The sequence below is a fragment of the Mucilaginibacter myungsuensis genome, assembly GCF_015222005.1.
Taxonomy (GTDB): Bacteria; Bacteroidota; Bacteroidia; order Sphingobacteriales; family Sphingobacteriaceae; genus Mucilaginibacter; species Mucilaginibacter myungsuensis.
In genome coordinates this window covers 284,476-298,381 of record NZ_JADFFL010000006.1, presented here as the reverse complement: position 1 = coordinate 298,381, position 13,906 = coordinate 284,476, and the positions used below count along the sequence as shown (strand labels likewise).

Sequence of the window (13,906 nt, the reverse complement as noted above, 5' to 3'; positions counted from 1 at the left end):
ATTCCGGCCTTATTTATTATGCTCGTCGTCATCGCAGGGGAGCTTCTATGAGCGACGCGGCGATGAGTTAAAACTTATACCTTACAAAAGCTTCCATCGCTTCATACTCGGCAAGTCCTAAGTCGTCATAACGTTTAGCTGTCTCCCTATTGCGATCCTCGGCACGTACCCAAAACTCGCGAGCATCATCACCGGGGAATACCGGACGATCTTTTTGCGACTGATGTTTAAAGATGGCGTTACGTTTGCGCACAACCTCTTGCGGCGAAAGCGGTACGGCCATTTCTATCTCATGCGTCTCAAACTCGTGCCATGCGCCGCGGTACATCCATAGCCAACAGTCATTTACCCAATCTTCGGTCGCCTTTAGGCGCTCTAAAGCGGCTACGATGATATTGAAACATACCACGTGCGTGCCATGCGGATCTGCAAAATCGCCGGCGGCAAAGATCTGTTGTGGTTTTACTTTTTGTAGTAATTCGATGGTAAGGCGGATGTCTTCCTCGCCTACGCTGTTCTTTTGTGTCTTGCCGGTCTCGTAAAATGGCAGGGCCATAAAGTGGATATGGTCATCCTGCAAACCTGCATAACGCGCACCGCTGATGGCTTCGGTCTTGCGGATGAAGCCCTTTACATCACGAATCTCTTTGGTGTCTATCTGATTTGGCTGCTTAGCCTCAATGAACTGGCGCATGTCATCATAGATCGACTTCAATTGCGAATTATCTTTACCGATACTGCCTTCAAAGTCAATAGCGAACTCCATGTAACGCAACACGTCATCATCCCAAACCGCGGTGTTGCCCGATGTTTGATAAGCCACATGCACATCATGCCCCTGATCTACCAGGCGAATAAATGTACCGCCCATCGATATCACATCATCATCAGGGTGTGGCGAAAAAACGATCGAGCGCTTTTTAGCAGGTTCCATCCGCTCAGGGCGCTGACTATCGTCGGCACCAGGCTTACCACCCGGCCAACCGGTAATGGTATGTTGTATCTGGTTAAATATATCGATGTTGATATTGTAGACCGGGCCTTGCTCTACAGCCAACTGGGCCATGCCATGGGTGTTGTAATCCTCTTCGGTCAGTTTTAAGATCGGTTTTTTTAATTCGCAAGCCAACCAGATCACTGCTTTCTTTTTCAGCTGCGTGTCCCAAATGCAGTCTTTCACCAACCATGGCGTATCAAAACGGGTCAGGTCTGATGCGGCATCTTCATCCAGCACAAACTCTACGTTATCACTCAGTTGCAGATAAGTAGCCGGAACTTCGCCTGATATCTCGCCTTCGATGGCTTTCTTGATGATCGGGGCTTTCTTTTTGCTCCAGGCCATCAGGATGATCTCGCGGGCTTTAAAGATCGTGCCTACACCCATAGTAATGGCTTTGGTTGGCACATTAGCTTTACCACCAAAATCGCGGGCGGCATCGGCGCGGGTCAGGTCGTCCAGGGTAACCAAACGCGTACCCGAGTTTGGTGCCGAACCCGGCTCGTTAAAACCAATGTGACCGGTACGGCCGATACCTAATATCTGCAGGTCTAACCCGCCAAGGGCTTCGATCTGTTTTTCGTAATTTAAACACCACTCGGCAACATCATCGGCGGCAAGCGTACCATCCGGGATATGCACATTAGCCTTTTCGATATCGATATGGCTGAACAAATTCTCGTACATAAAGGTGACGTAGCTTTGGGCCGCGTCAGGCTTCATGGGATAGTATTCGTCCAGATTAAAGGTGATGACGTTCTTAAAACTCAGGCCTTCCTCTTTATGCAGGCGCACCAACTCGTTGTAAACACGTATCGGGGTTACACCGGTAGCCAAACCAAGCACGGCTTTTTCGCCTGATGCTTGCTTGCCGCGGATGACATCGGCAATACGGGCTGCTACTTTTTTAGATGCGGTCTGCTGATCAGGATATACGGTTACGGCTAATTTTTCGTACCGGGTCTCCTCTAATAAATTTAATCTGGCCATAGGTGGGTTTTAAATTTAACCACAAAGTACACAAAGAGTTGGCACAAAGGGCACAAAGTTTTGCTTTGAACAGTGTGCTCCATGGCTGCCCCGGCGCATACCTTGGTGTATTAATATTACTAAAAGTTCGGAGCGGCAAATATATCAGTTAACAACCAAATAGGACCGATAAAATTTAAACGTTAACACAAGCCCCCGTATATTCGCCTTTAACATGCCTGCATTGAACAAAAATTTACAGCAACTTTTTACCATCGCCCAAAAAGAAGAACGTTTGGCGATAGGCCTTATGTCCGGTACATCGCTCGACGGACTGGACATCGCGCTTTGTCGTTTCAGCAGGCATGGGTTGGGAACGAAATTCGACTTACTGCATTTCATCACGATCGCGTATGATGATACCTTTAAAGGCGAAGTGATACAACTCTTTGCGAAAAAGCAGGTTGACCTGGAAAAGCTGTGCATGATAAATGCCTACATCGGTATCTATCATGCACAGCTGATCTTAGATGCTTTGCAGCAATGGAATGTTGCGCCTGCTGATGTAGACTTCATCGCCAGCCACGGGCAGACCATTTACCACGCTCCCCAACGTTTACACGGACAAGCCAACTACCCTAACGCAACTTTACAGATCGGAGACGGCGACCACATCGCCGTAAAAACAGGCATCATCACGATCAGCGATTTCCGTCAAAAACATATCGCCGCAGGCGGAGAAGGCGCGCCTTTGGCTTTGTATGGCGATGTGATCTTCGGCAGCCACCCTACCGAGAACCGCATCCTGCTCAACATCGGCGGGATCGCTAACCTCACTTACCTGCCTGCTAACGGCGCCGAGATCATTTGTTGCGATACCGGCCCGGGTAATACCATGATCGATGCTGCCTGCCGCCAATATTTTAACAGACCGTACGACGAGGACGCCAAAATCGCGCTATCGGGCCAAGTAAATGAAAGCTTGCTGAACGCCCTACTTAAAGAATCATTCTTCGCCCAACCCGCCCCCAAAACCACCGGACCGGAGTTGTTCAGTTTAGCTTATCTGGAAAAAGCCCGGCAAGCATCCAACACAACTGACCTAACTGCAGAGGATATCGTCGCCACGCTAAGTCAATTTACCGTGCAAAGTATCGTCGACTTTATAAATACCTATTGCCAACCCGAGACCTTGACCCGCATCCTGATCAGCGGTGGTGGTGCGAAGAATAAATTTGTAGTCGACGGCCTTACTAAACTGCTACCGCAAGCCACCATTAGCGACAGCAATTATTTAGGCGTTGACCCGGATGCTAAAGAAGCAATATTATTTGCCCTATTAGGTAACGAAGCCTTAGTTGGTGAACCGATGACGATCGGCGGGAACCCAGCCGTATTGATGGGTAAATTCAGTTTCCCCGGATAGTTTTTAAAGATTCAGTCCTAATTGCCGGTCTGTAGTAGCCACCACGGACCGGCAAAAGGAAAGGTGAGGAGGTTGAGGAAAAATTTCTTTCCGGTTCAGTAACTGATCTGATGTAAAAATACAACGATCCCACCCTTGAATTATACCGTGTTTTCACCCTATTTTTAGGGCCCAGAGAAGAAATTTAGATATCGAATAGCGGATCTTGGCGATTGTCCCAAAACATTACGATATGTATCGAACTTTGATATACCCGGTAATACATCGAGTAATTTTTGTGGAGCACACACTTTCTAAGATCAAGCGAGTCTTGATCGATGGGATACATGTATGGGTCGTGTGAAATGATATCAAAGACATTTGGATATCCGGGTATCCATTTGGTTAACTAACTTCTTGCCCCATCTGGAATAAAGTTGATCAGATCAAACCTGATAGGTTTCTTCCGCCTCAGGAGTAAAGCGTATATCAAAGATCATCTTTTGAAAAGATGCTTTGCTTTAAATTCTTCTTAAGAAATGGTTTCGCCTCTTTCGAATTGCGCTATGCTAACTTTAACGCTTTCCAACACATGCGAAGGCAATTGGTATTACCTCAGTCTCGAACTGGACATCCAAAGCTTTCAATACAGCTTTCACCGTTTGCATTTTTTCGGCGTCCTCAGTATGTATCGTTAGCGTTTCCATACTATCAAATATAAGAAATGCCGACAATAAAACAAGACGGCTCACCAGTAATAATCCAAATGCGCCGTCCGCTAAGTAAATATTTCCGATCTGTTATCTCAACAATCCCGCAGGTATCTTGCCATCTACTGTACCAAATGGGATGCCCAGCAGTTTGACGATGATCGGTGTCATATCGCGCAGGTCCATCTCGTCTATCACGGCACCTTTACGGATGCCCGGACCGCTTAACACCAATCCTGTGCGGATGTTTTTGGTATCGGGGAAGTGACCGTGTGAACCACCTTTGCCCGGTTTTAATGCCGCGCCGGTGCTTGCATTACCAAAAGATGCGTCGTGCTCGGCGGTAAGCGCGAAGGCTACGTTGGGATTGTAACCTCCCTTGGTCATTTGCTCTTTGCTGATCAGTCGGAAGTATTGTTTTACACTATCGGACTGCGCAGCCAATAGGGCTTTCACTTTATCGACAGTAGCTTTATCGGTGGGGTCTTTTAAGTACAAGTATGCAGAGCCGCCTACGGTGTTGAACTGTGCTTTCCAATCACCGGTCTTCAGGTCGGTAATCAGGCCGACCTCTTTCAACCATACGTTAGGTGATATCGACTTTTTAACGTCGTAAAAACCGTGGTCGCCGCCGATCATGAGTACGGTGCTGTCGTAAATACCGGCTTCTTTTAGCGCGTTGATGACGATACCAACCGCTTCATCGGCATCGGCAACGGCTTCCTGCACCCGCTCACCGTTACGGCCTACCGAGTGGGCCGCGCCATCTACCGAGAATACGTGGATGGTCATCAATTCAGGTTTGCTCCTTTTGATGATGTAGGCAGCGATCTTGGCGATGTTCTGATTTTTGCCATGATCTATCTTATCTACACCGCCAAATACTTCTTTCTTTACCTCGGCGTAAAAACCTTTAGGCAAAGAATATTCCTCCCGTACACCGTCGCCTAAACCGCCGATATCAGGAATATTATAATCTAAAGGAGAATTGGCAGATACCGGCCAATAAAGTGAAGCAACGGTCATGCCTTTTGCTTTGGCTGCTTTCCAAATGGTGGGCACATGGATGGAGCTATCCATCCAGTAAGGTTGCTGTGGTGCACCATTCGGGGTGAACATGTTATTGTAATGCACACCGTGCTTAACAGGCTGCACGCCGGTAACGATGGTGGTGTGCGAGGGATAGGTCATGGACGGGAATACACTGTTGACGCCTTTAGCATAAGCACCGTCTTTCATCATAGCGCGCAGGTTAGGGGTTTTCCAGCCGTCTTCCAAATAGAAGTCGGGACGAAAGCCGTCGATGGTCACAAAAATTACGTGCTTGGCTGTTTGAGCCATAAGCTGCCCTGTTGCAAACAATAAGGCCAGTATAGCGATAGATATTTGTTTTTTCATAGTTGCGTTAACAAAATCTGTGGGAGAGTTTAGGCAGACCCTAAAAAGCGGGTCAGGAACGGCCAAAAATGCCGCTATTTTTGTTAACTATTTATGATATTATGATCAAGGAATTGACATCGAACAAATCGTCCTGCAAAGTGATAAAAACAGAAAAGCCGCAATTAAGCGGCTCTTCAATGTAATATATTTTTTTTCTTTCGACCGAGAACTAAAGACTTTCTACTTATTCCTCCACAACCTCGCTATTCAGATTGCTCTCCTCAACGGTCTCTTGTTTAAAGTAACGTTTCTGCCAGATCAGTATTGCGATAACACCTACCGAAATAGCCGCATCGGCAAAATTGAATACCGGCTGGAAGAACTCAAAATACTCGCCTTTCCAAAACGGGAACCAATCAGGGTAGTGGCCTTTAATGATAGGGAAATAGAACATATCTACCACACGGCCTTGGAAAAGGGGTTCGTTCTGGTAAATGATGCCGTAAAATGTCGAGTCGATAATGTTACCTACGGCTCCGGCAAATATCAGAGCCACATTCATCACCAACCCGCGGTGATATTTATGCTTGATCAGGTAAACCACACCATAACCTATGCCGGCCACCGCGATGATCCTGAAAATAGTCAAGGCTAACTTACCACCAACCCCGCCTAATTCCCAGCCAAAGGCCATACCGTTGTTCTCGGTATAATGCAGCATACCACGATCACCAAAGATCGGGATATCTTCGTTTATATTCATATGCGTGCGCACCCAGGTCTTAATGACCTGGTCGATAATAATAATGATAGCGGCTACTATGAAAGGTTTGGTATACGCTGCCTTCATTTAGTACTGCTTCATTTTAGCTTCCATGCTTAGCGTGGTATGCGGCACGGCACGCAGGCGCTCTTTTTGGATCAGTTTACCGGTCTCGCGGCAAACACCGTAAGTTTTGTTCTGGATGCGTACCAAAGCGGCCTCTAATTGCTCAATAAATTTCTTTTGACGGGCAGCCAACTGGTTGATAGATTCTTTCTCCAGCGTTGCAGATCCGTCCTCTAAAGTTTTATAGGTACCGGCAGTATCATCAGTACCGTTAGCGTTAGGGCTACTTAATGATGATGCCAGGTTGTTCAATTCTTCTTTAGCTATACGCAGTTTCTCCAGGATAATGTCTTTAAATTCTTGCAGCTCAGCTTCAGAATACCTGTTCTTTTCGTGCTCTTGTTTCATTTATATTTTCGTTATAGCGATCACAATTTCAATTCCGTCTATCTCTGTCTTTTCACCCTCGGTCAAACCGCTGTCAAACAGGATAGTATCGGCCAAAATTTCGGCGCAAATATAGGTTAAATTATTGTTCACGGCCTCGCTGATGTGCTCTGCGTTGCCTAATTTTACATTTATCCGGTCGGTCACTTCAAAACCGCTGGATTTGCGTAGGTTCTGTACGCGGTTAATTAACTCTCTTGATGTACCCTCCTGCTTTAATTCGTTGGTCAGTGTAACATCTAAAGCAACCGTTAGTTTGCCCAAATTTGCAACCTGCCAGCCCTCAACATCTTCTGCTATGATATCTACGTCGCTTAAAAGTATATCGTATTTGGCGTTCTCAATTTCTACAGTGTACTGACCATCCTGCTCAAATTGTGCTAAAGCACTCTGATCCATGGCAGTGATTGCAGCAGCTACCGCCTTCATATCCTTACCCACCTTGGCACCTAATGCTTTAAAGTTAGGTTTTACTTTCTTTTTGATAAAGCCGGCAGCATCGGTGATATATTCGATATCCTTGATGTTGGTCTCGGACAGGATCAGTTCTTTTACCTGCTCAACTTGCTTCTCGAAGTTCTTATCCAGGATCGGCAATAAGATCTTACTTAATGGCTGACGCACGTTGATACCCACTTTTTTACGCAATGACAACACCAAAGACGAAATATCCTGAGCCATTTGCATACGCTCCTCTAAAGCCTCGTTCACCAGATCGGCGTGGTAAGTTGGGAAATCAGCTAAGTGAACTGACTCGAAGTTCTCTTTCTTGGTAGCGTAGTTCAGATCGGTATATAAACGCTCCGCAAAGAACGGCGCTATAGGCGACATCAACTTGCTAATGGTTACCAAGCAAGTATACAACGTTTGGTAAGCCGATAGCTTATCCGTGTTACTATCCGAACGCCAGAAACGGCGGCGACTTAAACGTACGTACCAGTTGCTCAGGTGCGCGTCCACAAAATCCTGGATAGCGCGGGCTGCTTTGGTCGGCTCAAAATCGGCGTAGAAAGCATCTACCTCTTTAGATAAGGTGTTCAATAAGGAGATGATCCATTGATCGATCTCCGGGCGGTCTGCTATCGCGATGTCTGCTTCGCTGTAATCGAACTTGTCGATATTAGCATAAAGCGAAAAGAACGAGTAAGTATTATACAGCGTACCGAAGAACTTACGGCGCACCTCGTCCAAACCTTCGATGTTAAATTTAAGGTTGTCCCATGGCGACGCATTGCTGATCATATACCAGCGGGCCGCATCAGCACCATATTTCTCGATGGTCTCGAATGGTTCTACCGCGTTGCCTAAACGTTTAGACATTTTGGCGCCGTCTTTATCCAGCACCAAACCGTTAGAAACAACGCTTTTGAAAGCCACCCCCGGGTTACCTACCAGGCTATTAACTTCCTTCACCTCGTCACTTGCCTCGCTTAACATTACGGCGATAGCGTGCAGGGTAAAGAACCAGCCACGGGTTTGATCCACACCCTCGGCGATAAAATCTGCCGGGTAGGCATCAATAAATTTATCTTTATTCTCAAACGGGAAGTGCCATTGCGCGTAAGGCATCGCACCGCTATCGAACCAAACGTCGATCAGGTCCGGCTCGCGGAACATCTTGTTACCGTTCGACGATACCAACACCACATCATCCACATAAGGACGGTGCATATCAGCCAGGCGGAAATCCTTTGGCATAAAACCAGCCTCGGCAGCGGCATCTATTTCTTTATTCAGTTCTTCTATCGAGCCGATACATTTTTCTTCTGTACCATTCTCCTCGCGCCAGATCGGTAGCGGGGTACCCCAATAGCGCGAACGCGACAGGTTCCAGTCTACCAAATTCTCTAACCAGTTACCAAAGCGGCCAGTACCGGTTGCCTCAGGTTTCCAGTTGATGGTCTTGTTCAGTTCGATCAGCTTATCCTTAACCGCGGTAGTTTTGATGAACCAGCTATCCAGCGGATAGTATAAGATCGGCTCATCGGTGCGCCACGAGTGCGGGTAGCTGTGCTCGTATTTCTTTACGTCGAAGGCTTTGTTATCGGTCTTCAGTTTGATCGATATCAAAACGTCGGTCGGTTTAAAACCGTCCTCGTCGCGCTCTTCTTTGCTGTAATATTCTTCTTTAACGTAACGGCCGGCGAAATCGGTCACCTCTTCTACAAAACGGCCTTGCTTGTTCACCAGCGGTACCTCTTTGCCTGTTTCGTCAAGCACCATTACCGATGGTACGTCATTCTCTTTACAGGCCCTGAAGTCATCCGCACCAAAAACAGACGCGGTGTGTACAATACCGGTACCATCCTCGGTAGTCACAAAATCGGCAGGGATTACGCGGAACGCTTTCTCTTCCAATTCGGCAGTGGTTACGTAAGGCATCAATTGGTGATAGCGTAAGCCTAAAAGGTCGCTGCCTTTAAACTCGGCATCCACTGTCCACGGAATAACTTTATCGCCGCCTTTGTAATCGTCGAACGATGCGTTCTCACCTTCGGCTTTAAAATATTTGCCAACCAATACCTTTGCCAATACCACGCTAACGGGTTGGAAAGTGTAAGGGTTAAAAGTTTTGATCTTAACGTAATCTATCTTTTCGCCAACTGCCAAAGCACAGTTCGACGGCAAGGTCCACGGAGTGGTCGTCCAAGCCAGGATGGCGGTCTCCTCATCAGCCGACTTACACAAGGTCGACATCAGCGGGTGCTGCTGATCGTTCTTTAAAAAGAACTGGGCTACAATGGTGGTATCCTTTACCATTTTGTAGGTACCCGGCTGGTTCAACTCGTGCGAGCTTAAACCGGTGCCCGATTTTGGTGAATATGGTTGTACGGTGTAACCTTTGTACAACCAGCCTTTTTTATACAGTTGGCTCAGTATCCACCAAAGCGATTCGATGTATTCGTTCTTGTAAGTGATGTACGGGTCGTTAAGGTCGACCCAGTAACCCATCTTTTCGGTCAGGTCATTCCATACGTCGGTATAACGCATTACTTCTTTGCGGCAAGCGTCGTTATAATCTTCGATAGATATCTTTTTACCGATATCATCTTTAGTGATGCCTAATGATTTCTCTACCGCCAGCTCTATCGGCAGACCGTGCGTATCCCAGCCACCTTTACGCTTGACCTGGTAGCCTTTAAGCGTTTTATAACGGCAAAAAATATCCTTGATGGCGCGCGCCATTACGTGGTGGATGCCCGGCATACCATTAGCCGACGGCGGGCCTTCGTAAAACGTATAAGGGTTATCGGCCGGGCGGCTGCTAATGCTTTTCTCGAAAATGTTGTTCTGCTGCCAAAACTCCAGTATATCTTTGCCCGTTTGCGATAAGTTTAATTGTTTATATTCCTTGTACATCAGTGTAGTTGCCTCGATTTTAAGAGGTGCAAAAATAGGTAATATAAGTCGGAAAAACCATAACTTGCGCCGATGGATCCCAAAGTTAAGCGCACTTTAGCACTCATGGCCATAGCGGCCGCCCTCTTTACCATATCCGAATCTTATAAAGAAGTAAAATGGATGATCTATGTGCAGGGTGCATCGGCCGGTTTTGCACTTGCGGGGATCGTGGGGTTTATTTTGATCCTTGGGGAGCAATTGCGTCGTAAATAGTTTTCCGGTTTAAGTCAGTAGCTAGCTTTTGTGCTGCTCGTTCGGTCAGTTTTTCATTAGGATAGGCGGTGTGCTCAATGTAAGTCAGTGGATGTCACTTTCTTTTTTCCGCAAAAAGAAAGTAACCAAAGAAAAACTCCCGGCTGTGTGAATCACCTACGTTTGGCCTGTGTTCAGGCAGGGACAGTAGCTCCCGGCGATTCCCAATGCCGGAGAAGAAATATGTTGTTCTGTTCATCGCATCAGTTTTATCGTAGAGACACGGCACCTCTTGACTCACCTTGGCTCCTTCCAAACGAGCGTGGGGCTGCGAGAACAGCGGGCCAGCGTTGGCGGGAATGCCTGTGGCAACCCGCTCCGCGGAGAAGTTGCCACAGCAGGGCGGGCGGAAGCTTTTTTCTCGCTTGATCTTTTTGTTGCTTTTTCCATCAAGGGAAAAAGTAATAGGCCCCTGCGGCTATGAGCAGACTGCCGTTGATAAAAGAACGAACAAGCCAAAAGAACGGCGTTATGCATATCCGACCTGCATAGTCCGAGATATGAGGTATCGTGTCTCTACAAAATCCCCCTACTCGCTCCACCATCAACCTGTATCGTAGTCCCGCTGATATAAGCCGCCTGTTCAGACGCTAAGAAGGCCACCAAGGCCGCCAACTCTTCCGGCTTACCGATACGCCCTAAAGGAATAGCCTTTGCTTTGTCTTTAATAGCCTGCTCAGGGTCGACATCTTTAGGCAAGGTGTGTTTGATACGGTCGGTCAAGATCAGTCCCGGGGCGACGTTGTTTACCGTGATATTGTAGGGACCAAATTCATCAGCCAACATTTTAGCCATGCCGATCACGCCCATTCGCATGCTCGTACTCAACACCGACAAGTTCAGTACCGACTTAACCGAGCCACTTATGATGTTGATGATCCTGCCACTGCCCGTCTCTTTCATGTACGGCAACACCAACCTGCTTGTACGCGCAAAGCTGAGCAGGTTCAACTCAAAGGCTTTGTACCATTGTTTATCATCAAAGTTCTCAAATTTATCAAAAGGTGGTCCGCCGGCATTGTTGAGCAGGATATCTATGCGGCCGAATTGTTCGGCAGCTTGTTTGATGAACTCTTCAATAGCTTCCCCCTTGGACATATCCACCGGCATAGCAATGACGGGGTTGCCGGTCTGCGTGCTGATCTCGGTAGCAGTTTTGGATAGTTCGACGATGTCACGCGAGCCGATGATCACTTTAGCACCTTCGGCAGATAAGGTTGTGGCGATGGCTTTGCCTAAACCTTTACTTGCGGCAAGGACGATGGCTACTTTGTTGGTGAGTTTAAGATCCATGAGATTAGTTAAAACTCAAAGCTACGTCATTGCGAGGAACGAAGCAATCTCTCCGTCAGTAGAGTGGCTATGCAGGTCGACCTTTGGGTGTAGAGGTTGCTTCGTCCTCGCAATGACGCTGTGTAAAGATGCTTGCTTCGACTTTCGGACTTCCCGTCTTTCCGACTTCCGGACTCTATCACTATCTTTACCCTCAATGAAAAAACTCATCCGCGGTTTTGGTTATGCTTTTAAGGGGATCGGCTATGCTATGGCTACTCAACTGAATTTCAGAGTGCATTTGGTAGCGTCACTAACGGCGGCGGTGTTAGGGTATGCCTTACACGTATCTACCAACGAGTGGATCTGGATCATCTTTTGTATGGCGTTGGTAATGTCGGCCGAGTTGATGAATACGGCTATTGAAGTATTGGTTGATCTGGTATCGCCCGAGTATAACAAGAAAGCCGGGCATGTAAAAGACGTTGCGGCGGGGGCGGTATTGGTGACAGCGATATTCGCGCTGATCACTGGATCGATCATTTTCCTACCCAAGATAATAGCCCTTATCCATGCTGCATAAGACCCGTGGCATTGTGTTAAAGGTGACTGATTACGGCGAGAACAGCGTGATCGTGCAGGTCTATACCGAAAATTTTGGCCTGCGGTCTTATATCGTTAATGGGGCAAAGAAGCCGAAGGCCAAGATCCATCGTAACATGTTGCAACCTTTGCATTTATTGGATATGGTGGTCTATCATAAAGATAATGGTTCGGTGCAGCGCATATCCGAATTAAAGAATGCCCCGCTTTTGCAGACCATCCCTTATGATATCATCAAGAGTAGTTTAGTGCTGTTCCTCAATGAGGTGCTGTATAAGTCGATCAAACAGCAAACGGCTGATGAGCATTTATTCCATTTCATCTTTCACAGCATTGAACTACTGGATCAGCAGACCGGCAATGTGGCCAATTTTCACCTGATCTTTTTACTAAGGTTGAGTCGCTACTTAGGTTTCTTCCCCGACCGCGACAGACCCAACGGTGCCGATTATTTTGACATGAAGGACGGCATATTTACTAAATACAAGCCCGAGAGTTGGCAATATTTGTCGCCGCCACATACCGATAACTTCTATCGTTTGCTCAGGTCGACATTTGAACAGATGGATGGCATCGAATTAAAGAATGATGAGCGCCGTTATCTCCTGAATAAATTACTGGAATACTATGCCCTACATGTAGAGAACTTTGGCAATATCCGCTCGCATGAGGTGCTGGAAGAGGTGTTGGGCTCATAGTCCATGGTCCATAGTCGATGGACCATAGTAGAAGCTTTACCGCTGGTGTAAGAGAAATGTCGATGGTCAATAAGAACTATGGTCTATGGACCATCGACTATGGACAGTTCGAAGAACTACTTCCCGTGCCCTAAAACTTCTTTTTTGATAAATTCTATCAGAGAATCGGGCAGGTTGTTGCCGCTTGCCTGGTGCAGGCTGCCATCAGGCTGAACCTCCAGTTTGGCTTCAAAATTCTCCATCTTCACGTTTAAAACATCATCATCTTTATCTACGGTCACGTCAACTTCCCGCTCCGAGTAGCTGATCGTAAATTCGTAATGGCCATCGGCACCGTTAGCCGGTCCTGTTTTTTCTAAAGTTTCCATTGTGTGCCTCCTTGGTTTATATGGTTATAACAAGGTAGACCTGTAGGTTGTTTGTTGTTCTAATGGAAATATAATGTGAATGCGATCCCTATTTGGCAAAAGCGACCTTGATCGCTGTTACCTGCTTAATGCATCTTGCCGGTTTCTTTTCACCCTCCACAATAATGCGGAACGGTCCATCGGCCAATGCCAAAGGTTGACCATCTATCTTGGTAGCCAAAATGATCTGCCGATCGGTGAAGTCTTTATCTAACTCGGCCAGCGCGAACAGCACCTGGTAACCGTCGCTCGCTTCTACGGTAATGTATTTGGTCAGATTCTCGCCTTTCAGGTCTTTACCTAATGTCGCGCCTGCTTTTTGCAGAATGGTGGATAGCAGTACACCGGTATATTTATGGTCCTTCCCATCGCGGTCTTTACGGCTCACTTCTGTTTGTGGGTATTGGGCCATGTCTGCCAATTTCAATTCAGTAGGTGCGGCGACCTCTCCCGATATTTTTATGGACTGAGCCAATGCCGTAATAGCTATAAAGCAAATAATGATGGTTGTTAATAGTTGTTTCATAAGTTGATG

13 protein-coding genes are annotated in these 13,906 nt (G+C 47.0%); 4 read left to right on the top strand and 9 right to left on the bottom strand.

The genetic code is table 11. The features are described 5' to 3' along the window. Window positions 1-67: 67 nt before the first annotated feature. Complete coding sequence (nagB, locus tag IRJ16_RS16700) at window positions 68-1,987, bottom strand: glucosamine-6-phosphate deaminase (protein WP_194112755.1); 1,920 nt, start codon at window positions 1,985-1,987, stop codon at window positions 68-70. Between the two features lie 214 nt (window positions 1,988-2,201). Between nagB and IRJ16_RS16695 the strand changes: the two genes are divergently transcribed. After that, on the top strand, window positions 2,202-3,392 hold the full coding sequence (locus IRJ16_RS16695; RefSeq protein ID WP_317174014.1) for an anhydro-N-acetylmuramic acid kinase: 1,191 nt from the start codon (window positions 2,202-2,204) through the stop codon (window positions 3,390-3,392). Window positions 3,393-3,946: 554 nt separating this feature from the next. On the opposite strand, the gene IRJ16_RS23225 is transcribed toward IRJ16_RS16695, so the two are convergent. The 5 genes from IRJ16_RS23225 to ileS all read right to left on the bottom strand — a co-directional run bounded on the left by IRJ16_RS23225 (window position 3,947) and on the right by ileS (window position 10,097). Then, window positions 3,947-4,078 carry a DUF2683 family protein gene (locus IRJ16_RS23225; RefSeq protein WP_353959046.1) on the bottom strand — a complete coding sequence of 44 codons (132 nt, stop codon included), beginning with the start codon at window positions 4,076-4,078 and terminating at the stop codon, window positions 3,947-3,949. A gap of 93 nt (window positions 4,079-4,171) precedes the next feature. After that, entirely contained in the window at window positions 4,172-5,479 is a 1,308-nt protein-coding gene (locus IRJ16_RS16690) for an alkaline phosphatase family protein (protein ID WP_194112754.1), read from the bottom strand. Between the two features lie 226 nt (window positions 5,480-5,705). Then, a complete protein-coding gene (locus IRJ16_RS16685) occupies window positions 5,706-6,311 on the bottom strand; it encodes a lipoprotein signal peptidase (RefSeq protein ID WP_194112753.1) in 606 nt (201 codons plus the stop codon). Then, a complete protein-coding gene (locus IRJ16_RS16680; RefSeq protein ID WP_194112752.1) occupies window positions 6,312-6,698 on the bottom strand; it encodes a TraR/DksA family transcriptional regulator in 387 nt (128 codons plus the stop codon). Continuing rightward, window positions 6,699-10,097: an isoleucine--tRNA ligase gene (gene ileS / locus IRJ16_RS16675; RefSeq protein WP_194112751.1), complete on the bottom strand. Its 3,399-nt coding sequence runs from the start codon at window positions 10,095-10,097 to the stop codon at window positions 6,699-6,701. It lies immediately after the preceding gene. Window positions 10,098-10,169: 72 nt separating this feature from the next. Between ileS and IRJ16_RS16670 the strand changes: the two genes are divergently transcribed. Further along, a complete protein-coding gene (locus IRJ16_RS16670) occupies window positions 10,170-10,352 on the top strand; it encodes a hypothetical protein (protein ID WP_194112750.1) in 183 nt (60 codons plus the stop codon). Window positions 10,353-10,907: 555 nt separating this feature from the next. On the opposite strand, the gene IRJ16_RS16665 is transcribed toward IRJ16_RS16670, so the two are convergent. Further along, on the bottom strand, window positions 10,908-11,684 hold the full coding sequence (locus IRJ16_RS16665; RefSeq protein ID WP_194112749.1) for an SDR family oxidoreductase: 777 nt from the start codon (window positions 11,682-11,684) through the stop codon (window positions 10,908-10,910). A 196-nt stretch (window positions 11,685-11,880) separates the two neighbouring features. On the opposite strand from IRJ16_RS16665, the gene IRJ16_RS16660 reads away from it, so the two are divergent. Continuing rightward, window positions 11,881-12,246: a diacylglycerol kinase family protein gene (locus IRJ16_RS16660; RefSeq protein ID WP_194112748.1), complete on the top strand. Its 366-nt coding sequence runs from the start codon at window positions 11,881-11,883 to the stop codon at window positions 12,244-12,246. Continuing rightward, window positions 12,236-12,964 carry a DNA repair protein RecO gene (gene recO, locus IRJ16_RS16655; protein WP_194112747.1) on the top strand — a complete coding sequence of 243 codons (729 nt, stop codon included), beginning with the start codon at window positions 12,236-12,238 and terminating at the stop codon, window positions 12,962-12,964. Before IRJ16_RS16660 ends, recO begins: the two co-directional genes overlap by 11 nt. A 116-nt stretch (window positions 12,965-13,080) precedes the next feature. Here recO and IRJ16_RS16650 read toward each other — a convergent pair whose 3' ends face one another. Next, entirely contained in the window at window positions 13,081-13,332 is a 252-nt protein-coding gene (locus IRJ16_RS16650; RefSeq protein ID WP_194112746.1) for a hypothetical protein, read from the bottom strand. Window positions 13,333-13,420: 88 nt separating this feature from the next. After that, window positions 13,421-13,897, bottom strand: a complete 477-nt coding sequence (locus tag IRJ16_RS16645; RefSeq protein ID WP_194112745.1) for a molybdopterin-dependent oxidoreductase — start codon at window positions 13,895-13,897, stop codon at window positions 13,421-13,423. Window positions 13,898-13,906: the final 9 nt, after the last annotated feature.